A 22,016-nucleotide genomic window follows, 5' to 3' on the forward strand; every position below is an offset into this window, starting at 1 on the left:
CCTCTCCAGCCGGTGTGGTCAGTCCGCGGGTGCCGGGACGCGTCCCGGGGGCTCGGGTTCGGCGGTGGGCAGGAAGCGGCCGATGAACAGCTTGTACAGACCGGCGCCGAGCACGCCGCCGATCAGCGGGCCCACGATCGGCACCCAGAAATAGAGGTTCCCGTACTGGTCCCGCCAGGCCCCGCCGTACCCGGTGATGAAGCTGGCCAGCCGGGGGCCCAGGTCGCGGGCCGGGTTGATGGCGTAGCCCGCGTTGGTGCCGAAGGCCATGCCGATCGCGACCACGATCAGGCCGATGACGAAGGGCGCCAGGTTCGCTCCCGGCGGTGAGTTCAGCACGTCCGTGAGGGCCATGATCAGCAGCAGCAGGATGGCGGTGCCGATGACCTGGTCGCGGAAGGCGCCCCACTCGTGGACCGGGAGTGCGGTGTTCCCGTTGGCGGGCAGCGTGGAGAACACGAACTGCGTCTTGAGGGTGTGGCCGGGGTCGGCCTTCGCCAGGGCCTCGGTGTAGTTCCAGCGGACCAGGAGAGCGGCCACGAAGGCGCCGGCCGTCTGGGCCAGCGCGTAGGGCAGCACCTTGCGCCACGGGAACCCCTTGAACACGGCGAGGGCGACGGTCACCGCGGGGTTGAGGTGGGCGCCGCTGAGCCGCGCCGCCACGTAGACGCCCAGGGTGACGGCAAGGCCCCACGCCCAGGAGATGCTGTCGTGGTTCCCGAGGCCGCCTTCCGGGTCCGTGAGGGCCCCGCCCGCGACCACTTGGGCGACCACGCCGCAGCCGAAGAGAATGAGGATCATCGTGCCGGCGAATTCAGCCGACAGTTCGCCGATGAGTGAGGACCGTTTGCTCCGCTCAGCCATGACAGCTCGCCTTCTGCCGGCTCGGCCGGCCGTCGATCATCCGAGCGACGTCTGCCACGCTAGGACCGGTCGAGGAGGAGCGCACGTCAGGCGTGGCGGCGGTGTCGACGGCCCGCGCACCGCGAACTCCGCGCCACAGCACCCCGTACGGGGGCGGACGCCGTCGGCCGGACGGGCCGGCGACGGCTCACGCGCGCTGCGCCGTACGTGTTGCGGCGTCGCCCGGTGATCGGGGGCAACCTTGTGAGCGGGTGGTGAGTCTCCTGAACGATCACACCGTGATCGGACCCACGAGGAGACCATCATCAGCGCCATACGCAAGACCCTGACCGCCACCGCCGTCGTCGGTGCCGTCCTCGCGGGCTCCGCCGCCTGCGGCACGGTGGAGCAGCTCTCCGCCGGCAAGAAGCTCGACCGGGCCTTCGAGGAACTCGGCAAGAAGAAGTCGCTCTCCTTCGAGCTCGACCTGGACACCGACGTCGCGTCGCTGAAGGCGCTCGACGCCGCATCCGAGCCCGCGCCCGGCGAGGAGATCCCGGACGAGGCCGCCCAACTGATCAGCGACGCGAAGATCACGTTCACCGTGCAGTCGAAGAAGCCGCTCGAGGAGTCCGGCGAGAAGGACTTCGCCGGCATGGCCATGAAGGTCACCGGCTCGGACGGCGACCTCGTCGAGTACCGGGTGGTCGGCGACTACGTCTACCTCCGTTCCGACGTCGAGAAGCTCGGCAGGGCGATGGGCAGCCCCATGCCCTCCGTCGAGGATCTGCCCCCGCAGGCCGGAGGGCTCAAGGACGCCCTCGAGGGCAAGTGGGTGAGGATCAGCACCAAGGAGATGGAGGAGGCCGCGGCCGCGGAGGAGGAGGGCGGGGCCGCTCCCGGACCCGAGCCGACCCTCGACGCCGCGACGCAGAAGAAGCTCGTGAAGGCGCTGCGCGGGGTCGTCGCGCGCGAGGTGGAGCTGAAGACGTCCGGGGAGAAGGACGGCGCCGAGCACGTCACCGCCACCGCTCCCTTCCGCACGCTGATCACCGAGCTGCTGCGCGAGATCCGCCCGCTGGCGAAGGACCTGCCCCCGGGCATGGAGCTGCCGACGGACAAGGATCTGAAGGACGCCCCCGACACCGATGTGACGGCGGACTTCACCCTCAGGAACGGGGAGCTGACCGAGGTGGACATCGACCTCGCGAAGCTGGCGGAGGACGCCGACGTCAAGAAGCTGAGCCTGGCCCTGCGGATCAGCGACGGCACCCTCCCCACCGCCCCGGCCGGTGCGACCGAGCTGGACCTGGGCGAGCTCATGGGGGGCCTCTTCGCCGGCCCGATGGCGGACGACGAGGAGTTCGCCGAGAGCGGCCTCGCCGACCCGGACTTCCCGGAGGACGAGTTCTGACCGCGCCGAGCGCGTGAGGAGCGGACGCCGCACTCGTACGGTGAGTGGCCCACGCGTGCGGCTCGTCCGACCGGCGGCTCCCGCCGGACGGTGTGCGACGGGCCCCGGCCGTCCGGCCCGCGCTCACTCCCGACAGGGGCGCTCGGGAGCGTCCGCGCCGTGGCCGACGACGGTCACGCCGGAGACCAGGGCACGGGCGGCGTCGGCGAAGTACCGCTCGTCGGCACCGGGGGCGAGGCCGAGGACGACGCCCTGGCTGAGGCCGACGAACAGTGCCCTGAGCGCGGTGACCAGACGTTGCGCCTGATGCGACGTCACGAGGCCGCCGTCGTGGACCCGTCCGGTGAACAACGCGACCAGGTGACGCTCCTGAGCCTGGACGGACGCGGCGAGCTGGGCTCTCAACCCGGCGTCGTGCAGGGACATGTCCATCAGGGTGATCTGCAGTGACAGGGCGGACACGGCGTCCGGGGTGTCGCAGCTGCGCCGGTAGTACCGGGCGAAGCCGTCCACCGCTTCGAGCAGGTCCGCTCCTGGCGGGACCGCCTGTTCGATCTCTTCGAGGCAGGGATCCTTCGGACGGGCATCATGGGCGACGGAGTCGTCAAGGTGCTGCTCGGTGCGGTGTTCCTCGCAGGAGCCGCCAGGCTCGGTCATCTGCTCGGCGTGTCCGCGTGGTTGATGGTCCTCTCGGGCGCGGCCCTGCTGGTCGGCGGCGGCGCCGAGATCAGGTGTCTGAACCGCCGCACGCAGCGCACCTACATGCGTCTGATGATCGCCTACGACGGCGGCTGGGTGCTGGCGACGCTCGCCGGTCTGCTGACGGCCTGGCGAGGCAGCGGCGCCGGGGGAGAGGTGTGGGTCGGTTACCAGGCGGCGGCTCCCGTCGCGCTCGCCGTCCTGCTGGTCGCCGCCGCGCCCGCCGGGCAGGTCCCGGCCGCCCGCGCCGCCGCGTGACGTCCCGCCCCGCGAGGCGACGCGGCCGGGGAGCGCGAGGGCCGCACGCGCCGTCGGAGTCGTGTGTCGTGTCCGTCCGGCAGTGTCCCGGCGGAGGCGCCGCGCGCTCCGCCGGGACGAGAGGGAACCGGATCAGCGGGTCGTGGTGACCCGGTGCTCCTTCAGCGCCGCGCAGTTGGAGCCCGTCACCTGCACGGACACCGGGCCGATGCTGCCGCCCCAGTCGACGCAGTGGCCCTTGCCGTAGGCGCGGATCGGGCCCGCGTACGACGTGTACCTCCCGTAGTCCCCGTCACCCTGGTCGGTGTCGGGGACGTACAGGTACGCGGACATGTCCACGGCCGTTCCCACGGTGTTGCGGATGGTCACGACGCAGTTGTTGCCGTTGGAGGCGTTGTAGGTCAGGTAGACCGTCCCCCTCGAGCCGATGGGCGCGGAGTTGACGGTCTTGTAGCCGCTGCCGCAGACGGTCTGCGGTGTGACGCTCGCCGCGGCGGAGGAGGGCGCGGCCAGGGCGGTGGTGCCCGCGACGGACACCGCCGCCAGTACGGCAGCGGCCAGCTTGGAGCGGGTCGACATCATTTTTCCCCCTTGTGTGGTCTTGGAGCCGGTTGGTGCTCCTGCCTGGTGTGACCCGTGACGTACCGGAATGGTTGTGTCACCGTCGGCAGAAGTTTTTCGGCGTGCGGACGGCGTGCGACGAAGACGAACTCCCGGCCCGGACGGTCAGGAGCCTCACGCACGTCGTCGACCACGTACCCCTGCGCGGTCAGGTCCGCCTCGACCTCCTCGCGGTCCCGGAAGCGCACTGTGGACTCCGACGTCAGGACCTGCCCGTCCACGGCGAAGACGTACGTCCAGCGGAACGTCACCAGCGGCAGGCTCACGTCGGTCAGCTCCACCCAGCTCTCGACCGTGCCGGCGCCCGCGATGTCCGTCACGCGGCGGGAACGCGCCCGGTCCCACTCCTCCCAGGCGCGGCGGGCCGGATCCCGTGTCTCGAACACCAGGTGCCCGCCCGGCCGCAGGCATCCGTACGCCACCCGCAGAGTCTCCTGCCACGCCTCCGGGGCCACGACGGCCTGCGCCACGTTCGCCGTCATGGTCGCCAGATCGACCCGCAGGGGCGGGAGAGCGGACACATCACCGTGGATCCATCGCACCCGTTCACCACCGGGCTTGCCCCGCGCGACGTCGATCGACGCCGCGGCGGGGTCCACACCGACGACCTCGACGCCGCGGCCGGCGAGAAGAAGGGCGAACACCCCCGTTCCGCACCCGATGTCCAGCACCCGGCGCGCACCGAACTCCTCGGCCATGCGGACGTATGCGTCGAGATCGCCGCGATCGGGGTCGAGCGGGTCGTGGATCGCGGCCAGCCGTGGATGCCCGAAGCACTCGTCAGCCATGGGGCCGACGGTAGGCGGCACCGGCTCCGGAGCACCAGTCAGTTCCGCTGCGGGCCGGAGAAGTTGCACGCCCCATCGACGCGCGGCGGGTGTCGCTGCTAAACCTGCACCACCCGTACCACCTGCACCCACCGTTCAAGGAGGAGCATGTGAGAGCCCGTAGCGCGGCCACCCGGACCGCCTCGGCACTTGTCGCCGCCCTCGCGCTGACCGCCGGCCTGGCCGGTCCCGCCGTCGCGGCGCCCGGGGCGGAGGCCGAACCGGCCGCCGCACCCCGGACGTTGACGGGGGAGGCGGCCACCGCCACCGACCCCGTCACCCACGAGGAGAACGACCGCGTCCCCGAGGGCTCGGTCTGGACCCAGCACTACTTCCCGTCCTCGGACCGCTCCGGCACCCGACTGCACGCCGACGTGCTGCTGCCGGAGAGGACGGCCGGGAAGAAGAACGCGAAGGTGCCGGTCATCCTGTCGATCGGCCCCTACTTCTCCCACTCCGGGCAGACCGGCCCGGAGGGCTGGACCCACACCGGCCCGTCGTCCCGCTTCCAGGACTTCATCGAGGGCACGGACCTGTTCGACCAGGGCTACGCCTTCGTGATGGTGGACCTGCGCGGCTTCGGCGGCTCCACCGGCTGCCTCGACTGGGGCGGCCCCGGCGAACAGGCCGACGTGAAGGCCGCGGTCGACTGGGCCGCGAAGCAGCCGTGGTCCACCGGCGCCGTGGGCATGTACGGCAAGTCGTACGACGCCGTCACCGGGCTCATCGGCAACGACCTGGACCAGCGCGCCCTCAAGGCCGTCGTCGCCCAGGAACCCCTGTGGGACATGTACCCGTACATCTACTCCAACGGCGTCCCCCGTCCGAACGTGACCGGCACCGCCGACGCGTACAACTCCATCGCCACGATGCCCCCGATGGCGGACGACGACCCGCGCTACCAGGCCAACGCCCGGTACGAGGAGAGCCACCCGGAGTGCCTGACCGAGAACTCGGCCGGATACCGGATATCCGACCGGCGGGACCCGTACTGGACCTCCCGCGACCTCGCGAAGATGGCGAGGGGCAGCGACACCCCGCTCTTCGTCACCCAGGGCTTCATCGAGAACAACACCAAGCCCGAGGAGATGGAGGAGTACCTCGACAACCACCGTGGCCCCGAGCGCGGCTGGCTCGGCCAGTGGGACCACGTGCGCGGCGGCGACCGCGTCGGTGACGGACGCCTGGCCATGGGCCGTGAGGGCTGGTACGACGAGACCCTGTCCTTCTACGACCAGTACCTCAAGGGCATCAGGCCCGCCGTCCGCTATCCGGCCTACGCCGTCGAGGACTCCACCGGCGCCTGGCGCGCCCAGCGCACCTGGCCCGTCACGGAACGGACGGTCACCCTGCCGCTCGGCGGCGGTTCGTACGTGGACGACGGCGGCGCCTCCGCCGGCGCGGCACTGACCGCCTCCGGCGGGCCGGCACCGCAGCCGTCCGCCCAGCCGGCCGGCAGGTGGGACATGGAGAACGCGCCCGCGACCGAACAGGCCCCGCCGCGCGGGCTTGCGGGGGCACTGGCGAAGCGACAGCAGGCCGGTGCCGTCGCGTCCAGCTTCTTCGTGTGGTCGAAACCGGTGAAGCAGGACGTGCGGGTCACCGGCACCCCGCAAATCTCGCTGACCGCGCGGGGCGAGGGCAACGTCATGCTCAAGCTGTACGACGTCGCCCCCGACGGCACCGCCGTCATGTTCGACGAGCAGGTCTCCCTGGTGGACTCGGGCCGGCTGACCGTCGATCTGAAGGCGACCGACTGGACCCTGGCGGCAGGACACGTCCTGGCCGTGGAGATCGGTTCCGTCCGGACGGGATCGTGGCGTGACACCCCGTCGGGCGAGACCATCCAGGTCAAGGGCGCGAAGCTCAGGCTGGCCCTGGACGACCCGGCCGACGACGTCGCCACCGCCGGCGACCGCTCACCGTTCCTGGACACGTACCTGCGCCAGTACACGGTGAACCTGCCGGCCGGTCCGGCGACGTTCACGGTGGTTCCGGGCGGCCGCCTCTGACCCCCGCCGGCCCCGGCGGCAACGCGCCGGGGCCGGCCCCGGACCCCGGGCCGTCCCCGCCCCCCGGCGCAACACACCGGGGGGCGGGGACGGTTCAGGCCCGGTCGGCGGGCCGCTCGCCCGGGGGGAAGCCCGCCGGCAGGTCCACCGGCGTGCCGTACACCCGCAGCTCCGCGGCGGCGGCGAACGGCTGCCCGTTGAGCGCGTTCAGCGCCGTGAACCGCACGAACGAGGCGCGGACCCGGTCGAAGGAGACGCGCTGCATCTGCGGCACGTCCTTCAGCGTGCCCGTCGCCACCGTCGTCCAGTTCGTGCCGTCCTGCGACACCGCGACCTCGTAGCCGCCGACGCGTCCGTTCTGGCCGCCGCTCTGGCGGGTCTGGTAGCCGAAGCCGTCGACGTCGGCCGCGCCGCCGAGCTTCAGCGTCACCCAGTGCGGGTAGGGCGCGGGCGTGCCGGTGTAGTCGGTGTGCCAGATGGTGCCGGGGTCACCGTCGAGGACGTTGGACACGGGTCCCTCCCCGGCGCCGGAGGAGCCGTTCTCCGAGTCGGCGGTGGCCGTCATCGAGCCGGGGGAGAGCAGGGGCTCGGTGGTCACCGCGGCCCGGGCGTCCGCCGAGACGGTCTTGGTGGCCCCGGCGTGGGCGTAGGTGGCGGTCGCCTGCCAGGCGGCGGTGGTGCCGGCCGCGCCGGCGGGCGGCCTCAGGAGCCAGGTGGTGCTCACGCTCGCGCCCGGCGCCACCGTCCCGAAGAGGTTGCCGTCCTTCTTCCCGACCTCCGCCTTCCAGCCCTCCGGCAGTCCGCGCAGCGCCATCCCGACGTTCACGGCGTCGGCGGACTCGTTGTTCGTGAAGGTGGTGACGAACGCGCCCGGCACCCCGGGGCTCAGCTCGGCACCGGCCGGGACGTTCACGTCGGCGCAGGCGGCCCCGGTCCCGGCCTCCCCCAGGTCGGTCACGGTGACGTCGTCGACGACCAGGTCCGTGCCCCCGGCGCCGCCGAGCTTGCGCAGGCCCACCCAGGTGTCCCCGCAGCCCGCGACGATCTCCTGGGAGTACGTCGCCGTCTCCAGGGAGGGCTCCAGGACGTCACGGCCGATGTCCCGGGAGGCCGTCCTCCCGTCCGCGACCCGGTCCGCGCCCCTCACCCAGGCCCACTGGCCCTCGATGTTGGTCTGGTACGAGAACGAGACCCGGTACCTGTGGCCCTCCTCGAACGGCACCGTGGCGGGCGTCGTGCGGTACACCAGCCCCGTGTTCTCCGCGTGGGACTTCAGCGAGTGCCGGCCGGCGAGCACGTCGTCGACCGCCTTGCCCTTCAACGTGCCGCTGTCGTACGGCGAGTAGGTGTTCTTCCACGCCTTCTGGCTGTACGGCTCGTGCAGGTCGCTGATGCTCGTGCGGGGGTCGGTGACGCCACCGGCGTCGCCCTTCACGAACGGGCCCCAGCCCGGCTGGTTGCCCTCGAAGTCGTCGTGGGCGACGACGGTGCCGGCCTCGGCGCGGGGGAGCGGGGAGGTGGTGTCCGCCATCACGCGTACGTCGTCCAGCACGACCGGCGCCGCGCCGTCACCGGCGCCGAGCTCCACCGTGACCTTGCCGCCACGCGGAGCCGTGAACGCGACCGAGGCCCGCTGGGAGTAGGTGTCGCGTTTCTCGTCGGCCGCCATCCAGTTGCGCGCGGGGGTGATGTCGAAGGTGTTCTGGGCCGGGGCCGCGGCGCCGCGGACCCGGAGCGTGGTGTCGCGGCGCTCGCCGGGGCCGATCTCGACGTCGGCGCCGAGCGTGTACCGCCTGCCCGGCACCAGGCCGGAGACCCGCTGGGAGATGCCCGCGGTGCCCTCGCCGAGGCGGACGACGTTGTCGCCGTTGCCGGACCGTGTGATCGCGGCGTCGCCCCGCGGGTTCCAGGCGTCCAGGTCCCCGCCGTTGAACCCGGGGGCGGTCAGCCCGGTGAACTCGCCGTACGCCGCGTCTCGGTGCGGCGCCTTGCCGCCGTTCGGCACCAGGACGTAGGGCTGCCCCTTCTCGCCGGTCAGCGTGACCTTCCCGTCCTCGGCCTTCACCCGGGCCCTGCGCACCCGGCCCTGGTCGGTGAGCGCGTACAGGGTGAAGTTCCTGTTCCGCGCGAACTGGCCGGTCAGCTCGAAGGTGTGGGTGCCGCCGGAGGCGCTGAAGAAGTACATCTTGTCGGCGTCGCTCGGTGAGGACGTGCCGTTGCCCTGCCGGGAGTCGCCCCACGGCAGGAGATAGGTGTCGCCGTCGAGGACGACGGTGCCGTCCATGGAGATCCGGCGCCGGCCGTCCACGGCCTGCACGCGCACGCCGTCGGTGAGCGTCGCCGACCTGCCGCGGTCCCAGTCCGTCACCTGGTAGTGCTGGAGGAACTTGGTGGGCAGGTTGTCGGTCCAGATGTTGCGGTAGAAGGCGTTCCAGTCGTCGTGGCCGGTCCAGCCCTCGAACTCGACGACGCTGGCTCCGCCGAGCAGCGGGTCGACGTTCCAGACGTCGCGGTCGGAGTTGGCGATGAACCGGACGATGTCCGAGTTGATGCCCTTGTTGGTGGCGCCGCCGTAGTTCTTGTCGGCGGCCCAGTGCGACCACAGCGACGAGCCCTCGAACTTGTACGACCACTCGGTGGCGACCTCGAAGCCCATCCTGCGCAGCCCGGCCGCCAGTCCGTCGGCCAGCCAGCCGCTGGAGTAGTAGGCGTCGATGTACACCGTCTTGACCTGCGGGGCCTCCTTGCGCAGCCGCGCGAACCGGTCCAGGACGGCGCCGGTGCCGAGGTCCTTGCGCTGGTCGATGTGGTAGGCCTGGTTGAGCCAGTCCCACCCGTTCGGCTGTCCCGCGACCAGCTCCTGGCTGAAGTTCTTCGCCTGGGCGTACGCCTCGGTGGCGTTGACGTGCACGGCGAAGTCCGCGTTGTAGCCGGCGCCGGTCCCGGTGAGCCTGTTGAGGTCCTCCAGTCCGCCGGCGCGCACGTTCTCGTTGCCGCCGTAGTCGGGGTGGGCCGAGTCGTGGCCCTCGCTCGCGTAGCCCTTCTCCAGCACCCACTGACCGAGGTTGTCGGTGGCCATGGAGATGCGCTTGGTGTTGTCCAGGGTCTTCAGGAACGGATTGGTGGCCTGGCTCGCGAAGTTGAACGGGATGCGCTGCACCACCCGTTCGGGCACCCGGTCCGCGCCCAGCGGGCGCCGCGTGTGCTCCCGCTGGGCGATCGCGCCGTCCTGCCAGTCGACCGTGCCGTCGCCGTTCGCGTCGGCGGCGAGGACCACGGTCGCCCGGGGCAGTTCGTAGGTGGCGACCCGCGGATCGGTGGCGCCCTGCGGGTGGTGGGTGTAGGTGCCCACGGACAGCTCCGCCCGGCGCCTGCCGCCGCCGGCGTCGACGATGCGGGACTGCAGGCGGGTGTTCCCGTTGGTGTTGTCGTTCTGCGGAGAGTCGTCGGTGGCGTTCGTGACGATGCCCGCGGACAGCTGGGCGTTGCCGACGAACGCGTACGGGGTGCCGACGGGCGCCGCGTCCGGGGCGGTGCCGTCGGTGATCGGGATGAACCGGTCGGCGGTCGTCGTCGAGTCCGTGGAGATCTTCGTACGGGCGAGGTTGGCGCCCGGTGCGGAGGAGTCGACGGAGACCAGGGACTGGCCGGGGATCGCGAGGGTCCGCACCGTCGGGGCGGCGTCGCCGGAGATCCTCTCGACGGCGAAGACGACCGTGGTGTCCTCGGTCACCGTGATGGTCGAGGTGATGGTCAGGCCGGGCAGGTCCGTGAAGCCGGAGGTGTAGGTGGCCTTGCTTCCCTCCGCCTTCATGGTGGTCGTCGCCCGGTGCGGGGTGCCGTTGACGGTGAAGGTGTCGAGGACGGACGCCTGTCCGCCGAGGGTGCGTGTGCCCAGCCGGTAGGAGACGATCTGCGGGAACTCCTCGGCCACCGTGACGGTCAGGCCGCCCCGGGTCAGCTGCACCGGCGTGGCGGCCGCCGGCGCGGAGGCGGACGGGGCCCGGGGCGGCGCGGCGCCGGCGGGCACGGCCGCGGTCGACAGCATGCCCAGACACACGCTGAGCACCGCGGCCACGGCAGCGGGGCGCGGGCCGCGTCTGCGCCCGGGCGGGCGGGGTGACGGGGACGTCGTGGTTTCCACCTGGTACTTCCTCCTCGGATCGGGTGAGGGACGGGAGACGGCGGTGAGATCGTGACGGCGGCGGCGAGGCGACGGCGGCCGGGAGCGCGGAGCGCCGTGGACCGCCCCGCGCGCGGGAACGGGGCGTAAGCCGCCCGGGACGGGTCAGAAGGTCTCGACGTACTCCTCGGCGGGCCCCAGTTCGGGCCCCTCGCACAACTCGACGCGGTCACCCGGGCGCTCCAGCTCCAGCAGGGTGACGGTGTTCTCGCCCGGCACGAGCAGGGGTGCGGGCACGTAGAGCGTCCGCTGGGGCCCGGTCTCCCAGTAGCGGCCGAGCAGAACGCCGTTGACCCAGGCGAAGCCCTTGGCGAAGCCGGGGAACGCGAGGAAGGCGTCGGCGGGCTCGGGAGCCGTGAAGCGGGCCGAGGCGAATCCCGCGGAGCCGTCCGGTCCGGCGGCCGACACGGCGTGCGCGAGGTCCTCCCGCGTCCACGTGTCGAGCGGCAGCCGGTGCATGGTCCAGCCGTGCACGAGCCGCCGGCCGACCGAGACACCGCCGAGGATGCCCTTGTGCCCGCCGAGCAGCGGACCGTAGTTCACGCGCCCCTGGTTCTCCACCAGCAGCTCCAGAAGCACCCGTTCGCCCCGGCCGTGTATCTCCAGGGAGGCGGTCCCGCCCTCGAGGACGCCGAGCGGCGCGCCGTCCAGGAAGACCTGGGCGCGGTCGTGGAGCCCGGAGACCGCGAGGGTGTGGCTGCCGCGGGGCAGGAGCGGTTCGGCGCGGTAGAGGACGAGACCGGACGCCTGCCCCAGCTCCTCGAAGCTGAGCGGATGCGGGGAGGCCACCGGTTCGGACGCGGCCCGCAGCGCCGCGAGCAGCGGGGCCCCGGCGCGCACGGGGACCGTCCGGGCGGCCAGCAGCGACGGCTCGGGCGGCAGCGGGCGTGCCGGTGCCCCGGTGACGGCGAGCAGCCGCTCGCGGAACGCGTGGAACTTCGCCGTCGTCGCGCCGTGTTCGGCGATCGGCGCGTCGGAGTCGTAGCTCGTCACCGTCGGCTGGATCACGCCGCCGTCGTGATTGGCGCCGGCCCACAGGCCGAAGTTGGTGCCGCCGTGCGCCATGTAGAGGCTGACCGAGCCGTCGGCGGCCAGGATGTCGTCGAGCGTCCGTGCCGCGCTCTCCACGGACCGGACGTGGTGCCTCTCGCCCCAGTGGTCGAACCAGCCGTTCCAGAACTCGGCGCACACGAACGGCTCGTCGCGGCGGCGCGCACGCAGCAGCGCGGCCGCCTCACCGGCGTGGGAGCCGAACGTCGCGGCCGCCAGGTGTCCCGGCAGCGCGCCGCCGTCCTGCATCAGCTCGGTGGGACCGTCCGCCGTGTAGAGCAGCTCCGTGACACCGCGTTCCACGAGGGCGTCCCGCACCCAGCGGAGGTAGCCCCGGTCGTCGCCGTAACTGCCGTACTCGTTCTCGATCTGCACGGCGACCACCGGGCCGCCGCGCCCGGCCTGCAACGCGGCGAGGCGCGGGATCAGCTCGTCGAACCAGCGCGCGACCTCTGCCAGGTAGGGCGGGTGGGAGGAACGCAGCCGCATGCCCGGCCGCCCGGTCAGCCAGACGGGCAGGCCGCCGTTGTCCCACTCGGCGCAGATGTACGGGCCGGGCCGCACGATCACGTCCAGGCCGGTCTCCTGGGCGGTCCGGACGAAGCGCTCGACGTCGTGGCCGCCGGTGAAGCGGTACCGGCCCGGCCGTGGCTCGTGGAAGTTCCACGGGACGTAGGTGTCCACGGTGTTGAGTCCCATGGCGGCGACCCGCTCCAGCCGGTCCGCCCACTGGGCGGGGTGGACGCGGAAGTAGTGCAGCGACCCGGCGAGCACGCGGTGCGGGCGCCCGTCCCGCAGGAGCGTCCCCCGCGGATGGGTCAGGACGGGCCCCGGCGCGCACGAGGGATCCCCGGCCGGCGTACCGCTCGCCCGGTCCTCCGTCGTCCGGCCGTCGGCGGGACCCGATGTTATCGATGACACTTGCTCTCCCTCTCGGCCTCGGTAGGCGCGCTGGCGGGAACTATGGCAGACGTTGTTATCGATGCCAATATCGGTGGTGTGGATAGACTGCGCGCGACAGCGGTACCTGCGACGACGCGGCCGAGACCGCGGCCCGACGGGAGAAGCGGACGATGGCATCGCGAACACCGGCAGCCGGCGAAGCGCCGGCGCGCGGACGTGCGGCGGGCGACGGCGTGGCACGGCAGCCCGGCATGACCGATGTGGCCCGGCTCGCCGGTGTGTCCGCGCAGACGGTGTCCAGGACGCTGGCCGGGCACCCCAACGTCAAGGCGAGGACCCGCGCCAAGGTGCTCGCCGCCGTCGAGCAGCTCGGCTACCGCAAGAACAACGCGGCCCGGGTGCTGTCCTCGGGGCGCAGCCGGACGATCGGCGTCGTGACCCTGCAGACCAACTTCTACTCGCGCACGAACCTGACGTTCGGCATCGAGACGGCGGCGCGGGAGGCCGGGTACGCGGTCAGCACCGCGACCACCGCGTCCCTGGACACGGCCGCGATCGAGGACGCCCTGTCCCGTCTGGCGGAACAGGGCGTCGAGGGGGTCATCCTCTCCGTGCCGCTGGTCCACGTCAGCGCGCGGATCGAGCAGCTCACCGGCGCGGTGCCGACCGTCACCGTCGACGGATCACGGACCCCGGCGACCGAGGTCGTCGCCGTCGACCAGACCCTCGCGGCCCGGCTGGCGACACGGCACCTGATCGAGCTCGGGCACCGGAGCGTCTGGCACGTGGCCGGGCCGAAGGAGTGGCTCGACGCGGCCAGCCGCTGCGCCGGCTGGCGCGACACCCTCGAGGCCGCGGGCCTGGTCGCGCCACCGGTGCTGGAGGGCGACTGGACACCCGAGTCCGGGTACCGCAACGGGCTGGTCCTGGGCAAGATCCCCGACGCCACCGCCGTGTTCGTGGCGAGCGACGAGATGGCCTTCGGCGTCGTCCGGGCCCTGCACGAGCTCGGCAGGAGGGTCCCCGAGGACATCTCCGTGGTCGGCGTCGACGACATCGCGCTGGCCGAGTACTGCTCGCCCTCGCTGACCACGGTCGCCCAGCCGTTCACGCAGATGGGCGCGCTGGCGGTCGCGCACCTGCTGCGGCACATCGAGGACCCGGAAGCCGCGCCCGAACCGGCGTCCGTCGAGCCGGCGCTGATCGTCCGGGCCAGCACGGCCCCGCCGCCCGGCGGGCGGACGGACCGGGCCCCGGCGTAGCGCGCGGGGACACGCGACACGGCGGCCGGCCCGGGGGAGCGCCGGGCAGGTCTCGGAGGGCCTCGCCGAGGGCTGGCACCACGTCGCCGAGGCGGGGGCGGCGCACTGACGGGGGAGGGCTCCCGGGTGCGTCCCTCTCCGTTCCGCTCCCGTCAGGGCCTCGTGTCGTCCGGCGTCCGGCCGTCGACGGGGATGTCCAGGCGGCCGGCCACCGTGGTGAGGGCCGTTCCCAGCGGCAGCGCGACCCGGGTGAGGGCGTGCCGGTCGCCCCGGGTCGGGTCCCGGTTGACGATCAGCACCGGTTTTCCGGCCTGGGCCGCCTGGCGGACGAAGCGGAGCCCGGACATCACCGTCAGCGAGGAGCCGAGGACCAGCAGCGCCGCCGCCTCACGGACCAGCCGGCGGCAGTGCTCGACGCGAAGCGGCGGAACCGCTTCGCCGAAGAAGACCACGTCCGGCTTGAGGATGCCGCCGCAGGCCGTGCAGGGCACCACCCGGAAGTCACCCACCTGGTCGTCGGTGAGGTCCGCGTCCCCGTCCGGGTTGATGCCGGCGGCCACGGGCTCGAAGCCCGCGTTGGCCTCCTCCAGCCGCCGGGCGAGTTCGCGGCGCGGGCTGAGGGCGCCGCAGGAGAGGCAGACGACTCGGGCCAGGCTCCCGTGGAGTTCCACGACGTCCTCGCTGCCGGCGGCCTGGTGCAGGCCGTCGACGTTCTGTGTGATCACCCCGGACAGCAGCCCGTGCCGCCCGAACGCGGCCACGGCCCGGTGCCCGGCGTTCGGGAGCGCGCGGCCGAAGGTGCGCCAGCCGAGGTGGCTGCGCGCCCAGTACCGGCGCCGGGCCTGTGCGGAGCCGGTGAAGTCCTGGTAGGTCATCGGGGTGTGCCGGCTCAGGCTCCCGCCCTCGCCCCGGTAGTCCGGGATGCCCGATTCCGTGGAGATGCCGGCCCCGCTGAGCACGAGCACACCGCCGTCGCTCAGCGCGTCGACGACGGGCCGCGGGTCCAGGGTGCCCGGCGGCAGGTCCTCGGTGGGGGTCCAGCTGAGAGTGGGGCGCATGCGCATGCCGCCAGGGTACGGAAAGCACTGTGCGTCGGACGGCGGCGACCGTAGGGTTCCGGTATGGCGGACGAGAATGCGGGGGCGGTGCGGGCGGCCGTCGAGGGGGAGCTGCGGCTGCTCGATCCCGAGGTGCGCGCTCACCCGGAACGTGTCCTGGAGCTGCTGGATCCGGAGTTCACCGAGATCGGGGCCTCCGGACGCCGGTGGGACGTGGAGTCGATCCTCTCGGTGACGAGCGGCGGCTCGGTGTCCCCCCGGTCCCCGGTCGAGGTGAGTGAGATGTCCGGGGTCGTCCTCGCCCCGGGCGTCGTCCACCTGACGTACGCCGCCGACAACCAGGGACACCGGGTCCTGCGCAGCTCGCTCTGGCGTCTGACGGAGACGGGCTGGCGGATGTACTTCCACCAGGGCACTCCGAGCGCCTCCTAGTACGCCGCCACGCTCCGGGGAACCGTGCGCGGCGCGGCCGGGAACTCGCCCGGCCCCTCGCGCGTTGCGCAGGGGACCTGATCATTTCGGTGCGGGACCGGCGGCGCCGCCGTCGCGGGGGGAAGTGAGCGACGCATGGCCATGGTGGGCCTGTTCTGGATCGCCGAGGGCGACGTGTACGTGGGCGCGAAGCCCTCCGGCCTGGCGCCCGGGGCACGCCTGACCCCCGAGGGCGTGGTGGCGCTCGGCGAGCGGCAGTCCGGCGTCCACCTGTGGGAGGACGTGCGCGCCCTGACCGTGACGGACGTTCCCGTGAAGTCCCTCGTACGGCAGGCCGGCGTGTTCAGGGACCTCGCCGTGACCATGGTGGTGAACCTGGCGATGCCCATGGGGCCGGACCGGACGGACGAGGCGCCGGCGCTGATGACGCTGCGCGTCACGTCGCCCGCCGCCGACCACGAGCTGTCGGTCTACGCCGCCGCGGCCGCGGGCTACTCGCCGGCGGAGGTCGAGCTCTCCCTCGCCCTCCTGTCCCGCCTCACCGACGGCGCCGCGACCATGGCGACCACCCGGCCGCGATGTCGCAGTGGGGCCGCGCCTCGGCGGGCGGGACCCCGCGGGGGCCGGAACGGGAGAGGCTGCTGCGGAGCTGGGCGGCCGGCTAGGCGGGCCCCCGGGAGGGCCGCCGGCCCCCGCCGCGGACGTCCCGTGCCCGCGTGCCGCGCATCAGCTCAGCGCCGTGGACAGATCCACCCACTCGTACACCAGGAAGATCGCGCACGCCGCCAGGACCACCAGCCAGAACGCCATGGCCGCCGCGTCCTTGCCGGGCTGCGGCTCGGCCGCGGTGGCCCGCTCCGGGTCCTGCGGGGAGTAGTGGACGGGGACCGTGTCGCCCTCGGCCCGGTCGCGGGGGCCGCCGCTCTCCCGGAAGCGGACCGCGCGGCCGTCCCGGGTGGTGTAGTCGTACTCGTGCCACTGCACGCGCCGGGCCACGTTGTTGACCATCTGGGTCGTGGCCCAGGCGCGCACCACCCGCGCGGGGGCGCTCAGTCCGCTCTCCCAGGCCTCCCGCCGCTGCCGTGTCCGGCGGACCAGCGCGACCGCGGACCAGACCATGGCGGCCAGCAGGACCACCATGGTGAGGTGGAACAGTGCGTTCATGGCGGTGGGTACCCCCGTACTCGTCGTCAGGACTCGCGTCCGCCGGACAGCCGACCGGCTGGGGCCGTTCCGGCGCACGCGGACCCTACCCGAGCGGTGCCCGGCGGGTGACACCGCCCCGGCGGTGCCGCCCGCCGGGGCACGCGTGGTCAGCCCAGCCGCCCCACCCGGAACGTCGTCGTGTACGCGCGTTCCTCGCCGGGCTCCAGGAACGTCATGGAACCGTCCTCCCGGGCCGCGGCCTCGCCCCCGACATGGTGCGTGGAGGGCTCGAACCCCACCGCGTAGGCGCCCTCGCGCAGGTGCAGCCACTGGAAGAAGCAGGGGAACTGCGCGGTGTCGAACTCCAACTCGAAGTACACGCCGAGGTGTTCGTTGACCAGCCGCGGCCGGACCAGGCCGCCCGCGTCCGGTTGCAGTTCGTGCTCGTAGACCTGCTCGACGAACCCCGTCACCGGGCCCGGCATGTCGGTGTGGGAGACGCCCTGCTCGGCGACGCTGTCGCTCTGCCACACGGTGCGGTGCGGCGGCAGTTCGTAGCGTGCGCCCTCGTCCAGGAAGGGCCAGCCGATGTTGACGTGGTACAGGTACATGTGCGGCGTCGGGTCGAATCCGGCGTTGCGCACCCGGTCGGTGAGCCGGATCTCCGTACCGCCCAGGTCGGCCTCGATCCGGCGGGTGAGCCGCAGGTGCTCGCCGAAGACGGCGGCCTGCCGGACCTCGCCCTCCGCCCACAGCACGCAGCGGCCGTCGTCCTGCCACCGCTCGCCGTACCCGGTGAGCCGGGCCGGCAGGTTGGCGACGCGTCCGTGCAGCGCGTGGACGGCCGTGCGCCGCGGCGGATAGCGGTACTGCGAGGCGTCGACCTCGGCGCCGAAGAGGGTGTGGTCGAGGCCGGCGGTGAGCAGCAGTCCCGAGAAGCTGCGCATCATCGACAGGCCGTCGTCGTCCCGGTACTCGTGCAGACCGGGATGCCGGAACCCGGTCGCGGAGCGCCAGCCGAAGCCGCGGCCCGCGAACTCCGCGCCGCCCAGGTCCATGGCCCGGTCCACCAGCACGTCGAAGGAGAGCCCCGCGCCGGTACGGAACTCCAGCGTGCGGATGCCGCGTTCGGAGCCGTCGTCCAGCACCACGGACCGTACGCCGCCGGCCGCGCTCAGGTCGCCCGCGAGCCGCGCCAGGGACCGACGGTCGTAGGAACGCCCGTTGAGGTTCACGACATCACCCACCCTCCGTTGACCTCGATGCACTGGCCGGTGACGAAGGAGGCGTCGGGTCCGGCGAGGAAGGACACCACCGAGGCCAGCTCGTCGGGGCGCCCGCGCCGCTTCAGGGCCTGGTGGTCCAGGACGTGCCGCCGGTAGGCGCCGGGGTCGTCGTGGATCTCCTCGGCCGCGGTGGGAAAGGCGCCCGGCGAGACGCAGTTGACGCGGATCTCCGCGGGGCCCAGCTCCCGGGCGAGGGCGCGGGTGAACGCGACGGCGGCGCCCTTGGTGGAGACGTACGCGGCCAGCGAGTCCCAGCCGCCGTGCATGGTGATCGACGCGATGTTGACGATCGCCCCGCCGCCCGTCGCGGTCATGCGCCGCGCGGCGGCCTGGGCGGCGACCCAGTACGCCCGCTGGTTGACCGCCACCACCTCCTCGTACTCGGCGAGCGGAACGTCGAGGAACGGCCGGCTCGGGTACACGGCGGCGTTGTTGACCAGGACGCGCAGCGTGCCCAGCTCGGCCGCGGTCCGGTCGACGGCCGCCTCGACGGCCGTCGCGTCACGCAGGTCGGTGGTGAGGGGCAGGACCCGGGCGCCTGCCTTCTCCACCTGCGCGGCGGTCTGCTCCAGCGACTCGGCGTCGCGGTCGAGTACGGCGACGTCGTGCCCGTCGGCGGCCAGCCGGACGGCGACCGCCCGGCCCAGGGCGCCGCCGGCGCCGGTCACGAGTGCGGCTCGGGGTTGTTTCATCGGTGGATCCCATCTTCCCGGTGCCGGCCGGGCGCCGAGAGGGCGGTCGAGTGGGCGTTGACACTGCGAGCGGGGCCCGCTTAGCGTGCATGTTAGCGCTATCGATAGCGCTAACAACAGGGTCCGGACAGGCAGTGCGGCGATGACGCCCACGCGTTCCGCACCCTCGTCCGCACGTCGGTGCCGCCCCTCAAGGAGCCCCATGACCACGCGTGACAAGCCCGGAATCCTCGCCGGGTACCGGGTCCTCGACTGTTCCATCGCCATGGCCGGCCCGTTCGCGGCCCAGCGCCTCGGCGACCTCGGCGCCGACGTCGTCAAGGTGGAACCGGTCACCGGCGAGTGGCAGCGCCACGCCGCGGCGGGCGGTGCGGCCGGCAACCGGATCAACGTCTCCTTCCTCTCCCTGAACCGCAACAAGCGCTCACTGGCCGTCGACCTCAAGGACCCGGCGGGCAAGGAGGTCCTGCGCCGCCTCGTCGCCGGCGCCGACGTCTTCCTCCAGAACTACCGCCCCGGTGTCGCCGACCGGCTCGGCGTCGACCACGCGTCCCTGGCCGCCGTCAACCCGTCCCTCGTGTACGTCTCCATCTCCGGCTACGGCGAGGACGGCCCCTACGCCCAGCGCCCCGGCCAGGACCTGCTGCTGCAGGCGATGTCCGGGGCCATGCTCTCCGCGGGACGGGCGGGCGAGGCCCCACGGGCCGCGGGCCAGTACCTCGTGGACGCCGTCACCGCGTCAACGGCGTTCGAGGGGGTCCTCGCCGCGCTGCTGCACCGCGAACGCACGGGTGAGGGACAGCTCGTGACGGTGAACATGCTCGACGCCGTCACCACCCTGCAGATGCAGGAACTGTCCGTACACACCGTCGGCGGACTGCCCCAGACGCGGTCCGCCGAACCGCACGCGCACGTCTACATACGCTCGCCCTACGGCGCCTTCCGGACCGCCGACGGCTACCTCGTCCTCGCCTTCCCGCCCCTGAAGCGGCTCGGCGAGATCATCGGCGAGGAGAGCTTCCTGTCCATGGAGGACGAGGAGCACGGCTGGACCCACCGCGACGAGATCTTCGCCCGCACCGCGTCCCGCCTGCTGACCCGGCCCACGCGCCACTGGCTCGACGCCTTCGAGGCCGCCGGCATCTGGGCCGGCCCGGTCTACGGCTACGCGGACCTGGTCCAGGACCCCCAGATCCGGCACAACGGCACCTTCGTCACCTACGACCACCCCACCGAGGGCCGCGTGACGACGCCCGGCTTCCCCTACCGGTTCTCCGCGACCCCGCCCCGCATCGACCGCGGCGCACCCCTCACCGGGGAACACACCCGCGAGATCCTCGCCGAAGCCGGGCTCGGCGCACAGGAGATCGAGGAACTGTTCGCCTCCGGCGCCGTGGCGGAGACCTCATGACGTACGCCGGACTGACCTGGGACCATCCCCGCGGCCACGACGCCCTCGCCGCGGCGGCCGGCGACCTCGTCCACTGGGACGTGCAGCCGCTGGAAGGCTTCGAGTCCCGTCCCGTCGACGAGCTGTGCGCCCGGTACGACCTCGTCGTCCTCGACCACCCGCACCTCGGGGAGGCCGTCCGGGCACGGTGCCTGCTGCCGCTGGACGATCTGTTCACCCCCGGGGAACTGGCCCGGTGGGACGCCGCCTCCATCGGCCCCACCATGCGTTCGTACGCCATGGACGGCAGGCAGTGGGCGCTCCCCCTGGACGCGGCCACCCAGGTCGCCGCCACCCGGACCGACCTCGTCGGCGAGGCGCCCGCCACCTGGGACGAGGTCCTCCGCCTCGCCCGCCGCGCTCCGGTGGCGCTGTCCCTCGCCGGGCCGCACGCCTTCCTCACCTTCGCCTCCGTCGCGGTCGCGATGGGGGAGGAACCGGCCGCCGACCCCGACGAACTGATCAGCCCCGGGACGGGGGCGGCCGTCCTCGACCTGATGGCCGCAGTCGACGCGCTCGCCCCGCCCGAGACCCGTGCCCTCAACCCGATCGGGCTGCTGGAACTGATGTCGAGCACCGACCGCCTGGCGCACTGCCCGCTCGTCTACGGCTATGTCACCTACGCCGACCGGACGGCCTTCACCGACGCCCCCACCGTGGCGCCCGGGGGACGCCCGGGATCCACCCTCGGCGGCACCGGGCTGGCCCTGAGCGCCCGTTGTACCCCGTCCGACGCCCTCCTCGACCACGTGCGCTGGCTGATGTCCCCCGCCGCACAGCGCGACTTCCTGCCCCGGCACCACGGGCAGCCCAGCGCGCGCGCCGCCTGGACCGATCCCGCGATCGTCGGCGCGGACTTCTACCGGCGCACCACCAGGACCTGCGAACAGGCCTGGGTCAGACCCCGGCACGCCGGTTACATCGGCTTCCAGACCGCGGCGTCGGGCGCCGTCCGGGCCGCGCTCGCCGGGGAGGCCGGCCACCGCGACGTACTCGACCGTCTGCGCACGCTGTACCGGGCGAGCCGCACACCGGAGGAACGAGCAGCATGACCCACAGTGATCCCACCGATGCCACCCCTCCCGCCCCGTCCGGCCCGCCCGACCTCGGGACCGGGCACGTCCTGCTCGACGTGGCGGACCGGGTGGCGACCCTGACCCTGAACCGGCCCGGGAAGCTCAACGCCGTGACGCCCGAGATGTCCCGCGCCCTGGTGCGGGCGATCGCATGGTGCGACACCACCGACGACGTCCGTGCCGTGATCGTCACCGGCGCCGGCGAACGCGCCTTCAGCGTCGGCTCGGACATCGGCGAACTCGACCGGTACGCGACGCCGTGGGACTTCCGCCACCGCGTCGACTACTGCGACGCCGTCCGCGCGGCCCGCACCCCCACCATCGCGGCGGTCGGTGGCTACGCCCTGGGCGGTGGACTGGAGACCGCGCTGTCCTGCGACATCCGCCTCGCCGCGGACACCGCCTCCTTCGGCGCGCCGGAGATCGCGCTCGGCTGGATCGGAGGCGGCGGCATGGCCGCCTTCCTCAGCCGCGCCGCCGGCCCCGGCAACGCCGCGCTGATGCTGCTCACCGGCGAACGCATCGACGCGGCGCGGGCGCTGGACTGGCACCTGGTCAGCGACGTCGTGCCGCGCGCCGAACTGCTCGACCGGGCCCGCGCGCTCGCGGCCGTGATCGCGTCCCGGGCTCCCGTGGCGGCGGAGACCGCGAAGATCAACCTGCGGGCCGCCGGCAATCTCCCCGAGGACCAGGCGCTCGCCTACGAACGCGACCTCCAGACCATCTGCTTCGCCACCGAGGACGCCGCCGAAGGCCGTCGCGCGTTCGCCGAGAAGCGCACTCCCGTCTTCCGCAAGCGCTGAG

General features: G+C 73.0%; 18 protein-coding genes. 8 read left to right on the forward strand and 10 right to left on the reverse strand.

Annotated elements, in window-relative coordinates; all coding sequences use genetic code 11:
• Window positions 1–18: 18 nt before the first annotated feature.
• The gene (locus tag ACGF3H_RS15570) at window positions 19–864 is read right to left on the reverse strand and encodes an MIP/aquaporin family protein (RefSeq protein ID WP_362500305.1); all 846 of its coding nucleotides are present in this window, start codon (window positions 862–864) and stop codon (window positions 19–21) included.
• Between the two features lie 382 nt (window positions 865–1,246).
• Here ACGF3H_RS15570 and ACGF3H_RS15575 point away from each other — a divergent pair, with 382 nt between their 5' ends.
• Window positions 1,247–2,257 carry a hypothetical protein gene (locus tag ACGF3H_RS15575; RefSeq protein ID WP_362500304.1) on the forward strand — a complete coding sequence of 337 codons (1,011 nt, stop codon included), beginning with the start codon at window positions 1,247–1,249 and terminating at the stop codon, window positions 2,255–2,257.
• A gap of 123 nt (window positions 2,258–2,380) precedes the next feature.
• Here the strand turns inward: ACGF3H_RS15575 and ACGF3H_RS15580 are convergent, their stop codons facing one another.
• A complete protein-coding gene (locus tag ACGF3H_RS15580) occupies window positions 2,381–2,914 on the reverse strand; it encodes a hypothetical protein (protein WP_362500303.1) in 534 nt (177 codons plus the stop codon).
• Between the two features lie 9 nt (window positions 2,915–2,923).
• Here ACGF3H_RS15580 and ACGF3H_RS15585 point away from each other — a divergent pair, with 9 nt between their 5' ends.
• Window positions 2,924–3,214 (forward strand): hypothetical protein, encoded by a 291-nt coding sequence (locus tag ACGF3H_RS15585; RefSeq protein ID WP_362500302.1) that lies wholly within the window; start codon window positions 2,924–2,926, stop codon window positions 3,212–3,214.
• 132 nt (window positions 3,215–3,346) lie between these two features.
• Here ACGF3H_RS15585 and ACGF3H_RS15590 read toward each other — a convergent pair whose 3' ends face one another.
• Together ACGF3H_RS15590 and ACGF3H_RS15595 are read right to left on the reverse strand one after the other, a co-directional pair.
• Window positions 3,347–3,796 carry a spore-associated protein gene (locus ACGF3H_RS15590; RefSeq protein ID WP_362500301.1) on the reverse strand — a complete coding sequence of 150 codons (450 nt, stop codon included), beginning with the start codon at window positions 3,794–3,796 and terminating at the stop codon, window positions 3,347–3,349.
• Window positions 3,793–4,623, reverse strand: coding sequence for a class I SAM-dependent methyltransferase (locus tag ACGF3H_RS15595; protein ID WP_362500300.1), 831 nt, complete (start codon window positions 4,621–4,623; stop codon window positions 3,793–3,795). The genes ACGF3H_RS15590 and ACGF3H_RS15595 overlap by 4 nt, the downstream gene beginning before the upstream one ends.
• A gap of 149 nt (window positions 4,624–4,772) precedes the next feature.
• Between ACGF3H_RS15595 and ACGF3H_RS15600 the strand changes: the two genes are divergently transcribed.
• Window positions 4,773–6,674: a CocE/NonD family hydrolase gene (locus ACGF3H_RS15600; protein WP_362500299.1), complete on the forward strand. Its 1,902-nt coding sequence runs from the start codon at window positions 4,773–4,775 to the stop codon at window positions 6,672–6,674.
• A 94-nt stretch (window positions 6,675–6,768) separates the two neighbouring features.
• Here the strand turns inward: ACGF3H_RS15600 and ACGF3H_RS15605 are convergent, their stop codons facing one another.
• Window positions 6,769–10,818, reverse strand: coding sequence for an endo-alpha-N-acetylgalactosaminidase family protein (locus tag ACGF3H_RS15605; RefSeq protein WP_393816490.1), 4,050 nt, complete (start codon window positions 10,816–10,818; stop codon window positions 6,769–6,771).
• Between the two features lie 144 nt (window positions 10,819–10,962).
• On the reverse strand, window positions 10,963–12,729 hold the full coding sequence (locus ACGF3H_RS15610; protein ID WP_362497242.1) for a beta-galactosidase: 1,767 nt from the start codon (window positions 12,727–12,729) through the stop codon (window positions 10,963–10,965).
• 332 nt (window positions 12,730–13,061) lie between these two features.
• On the opposite strand from ACGF3H_RS15610, the gene ACGF3H_RS15615 reads away from it, so the two are divergent.
• The gene (locus ACGF3H_RS15615) at window positions 13,062–14,072 is read left to right on the forward strand and encodes a LacI family DNA-binding transcriptional regulator (RefSeq protein ID WP_393816491.1); all 1,011 of its coding nucleotides are present in this window, start codon (window positions 13,062–13,064) and stop codon (window positions 14,070–14,072) included.
• 152 nt (window positions 14,073–14,224) lie between these two features.
• Here the strand turns inward: ACGF3H_RS15615 and ACGF3H_RS15620 are convergent, their stop codons facing one another.
• Window positions 14,225–15,136, reverse strand: coding sequence for an NAD-dependent protein deacetylase (locus tag ACGF3H_RS15620; protein ID WP_362497065.1), 912 nt, complete (start codon window positions 15,134–15,136; stop codon window positions 14,225–14,227).
• A gap of 57 nt (window positions 15,137–15,193) precedes the next feature.
• On the opposite strand from ACGF3H_RS15620, the gene ACGF3H_RS15625 reads away from it, so the two are divergent.
• Window positions 15,194–15,562 (forward strand): DUF4440 domain-containing protein, encoded by a 369-nt coding sequence (locus ACGF3H_RS15625; RefSeq protein ID WP_362497068.1) that lies wholly within the window; start codon window positions 15,194–15,196, stop codon window positions 15,560–15,562.
• Between the two features lie 726 nt (window positions 15,563–16,288).
• Here the strand turns inward: ACGF3H_RS15625 and ACGF3H_RS15630 are convergent.
• The 3 genes from ACGF3H_RS15630 to ACGF3H_RS15640 all read right to left on the reverse strand — a co-directional run bounded on the left by ACGF3H_RS15630 (window position 16,289) and on the right by ACGF3H_RS15640 (window position 18,686).
• Complete coding sequence (locus tag ACGF3H_RS15630; RefSeq protein ID WP_362497070.1) at window positions 16,289–16,726, reverse strand: DUF3592 domain-containing protein; 438 nt, start codon at window positions 16,724–16,726, stop codon at window positions 16,289–16,291.
• A gap of 149 nt (window positions 16,727–16,875) precedes the next feature.
• Window positions 16,876–17,943 carry an aldose 1-epimerase family protein gene (locus ACGF3H_RS15635; RefSeq protein ID WP_362497073.1) on the reverse strand — a complete coding sequence of 356 codons (1,068 nt, stop codon included), beginning with the start codon at window positions 17,941–17,943 and terminating at the stop codon, window positions 16,876–16,878.
• Complete coding sequence (locus tag ACGF3H_RS15640) at window positions 17,940–18,686, reverse strand: SDR family oxidoreductase (RefSeq protein WP_362497076.1); 747 nt, start codon at window positions 18,684–18,686, stop codon at window positions 17,940–17,942. Before ACGF3H_RS15640 ends, ACGF3H_RS15635 begins: the two co-directional genes overlap by 4 nt.
• Window positions 18,687–18,888: 202 nt before the next feature.
• On the opposite strand from ACGF3H_RS15640, the gene ACGF3H_RS15645 reads away from it, so the two are divergent.
• The 3 genes from ACGF3H_RS15645 to ACGF3H_RS15655 are packed head-to-tail and all read left to right on the forward strand — an operon-like array spanning window position 18,889 to window position 22,015.
• Window positions 18,889–20,097 carry a CoA transferase gene (locus tag ACGF3H_RS15645; RefSeq protein WP_362497078.1) on the forward strand — a complete coding sequence of 403 codons (1,209 nt, stop codon included), beginning with the start codon at window positions 18,889–18,891 and terminating at the stop codon, window positions 20,095–20,097.
• Window positions 20,094–21,188 (forward strand): extracellular solute-binding protein, encoded by a 1,095-nt coding sequence (locus ACGF3H_RS15650; protein ID WP_362497081.1) that lies wholly within the window; start codon window positions 20,094–20,096, stop codon window positions 21,186–21,188. The genes ACGF3H_RS15645 and ACGF3H_RS15650 overlap by 4 nt, the downstream gene beginning before the upstream one ends.
• Entirely contained in the window at window positions 21,185–22,015 is an 831-nt protein-coding gene (locus ACGF3H_RS15655) for an enoyl-CoA hydratase-related protein (protein WP_362497083.1), read from the forward strand. The genes ACGF3H_RS15650 and ACGF3H_RS15655 overlap by 4 nt, the downstream gene beginning before the upstream one ends.
• The last annotated feature ends 1 nt before the right edge of the window (window position 22,016 follow it).

Source organism: Streptomyces sp. NPDC048185, from assembly GCF_043202495.1.
Lineage (GTDB): Bacteria > Actinomycetota > Actinomycetes > Streptomycetales > Streptomycetaceae > Streptomyces.

Coding starts and splice junctions, on each gene's coding strand:
- ACGF3H_RS15570 (WP_362500305.1), bottom strand. CDS start 864: ATGGCTGAGCGGAGCAAACGGTCCTCACTCATCGGCGAACTGTCGGCT.
- ACGF3H_RS15580 (WP_362500303.1), bottom strand. CDS start 2,914: ATGACCGAGCCTGGCGGCTCCTGCGAGGAACACCGCACCGAGCAGCAC.
- ACGF3H_RS15590 (WP_362500301.1), bottom strand. CDS start 3,796: ATGATGTCGACCCGCTCCAAGCTGGCCGCTGCCGTACTGGCGGCGGTG.
- ACGF3H_RS15595 (WP_362500300.1), bottom strand. CDS start 4,623: ATGGCTGACGAGTGCTTCGGGCATCCACGGCTGGCCGCGATCCACGAC.
- ACGF3H_RS15615 (WP_393816491.1), top strand. CDS start 13,062: ATGACCGATGTGGCCCGGCTCGCCGGTGTGTCCGCGCAGACGGTGTCC.
- ACGF3H_RS15620 (WP_362497065.1), bottom strand. CDS start 15,136: ATGCGCATGCGCCCCACTCTCAGCTGGACCCCCACCGAGGACCTGCCG.
- ACGF3H_RS15625 (WP_362497068.1), top strand. CDS start 15,194: ATGGCGGACGAGAATGCGGGGGCGGTGCGGGCGGCCGTCGAGGGGGAG.
- ACGF3H_RS15630 (WP_362497070.1), bottom strand. CDS start 16,726: ATGAACGCACTGTTCCACCTCACCATGGTGGTCCTGCTGGCCGCCATG.
- ACGF3H_RS15640 (WP_362497076.1), bottom strand. CDS start 18,686: ATGAAACAACCCCGAGCCGCACTCGTGACCGGCGCCGGCGGCGCCCTG.
- ACGF3H_RS15645 (WP_362497078.1), top strand. CDS start 18,889: ATGACCACGCGTGACAAGCCCGGAATCCTCGCCGGGTACCGGGTCCTC.
- ACGF3H_RS15650 (WP_362497081.1), top strand. CDS start 20,094: ATGACGTACGCCGGACTGACCTGGGACCATCCCCGCGGCCACGACGCC.
- ACGF3H_RS15655 (WP_362497083.1), top strand. CDS start 21,185: ATGACCCACAGTGATCCCACCGATGCCACCCCTCCCGCCCCGTCCGGC.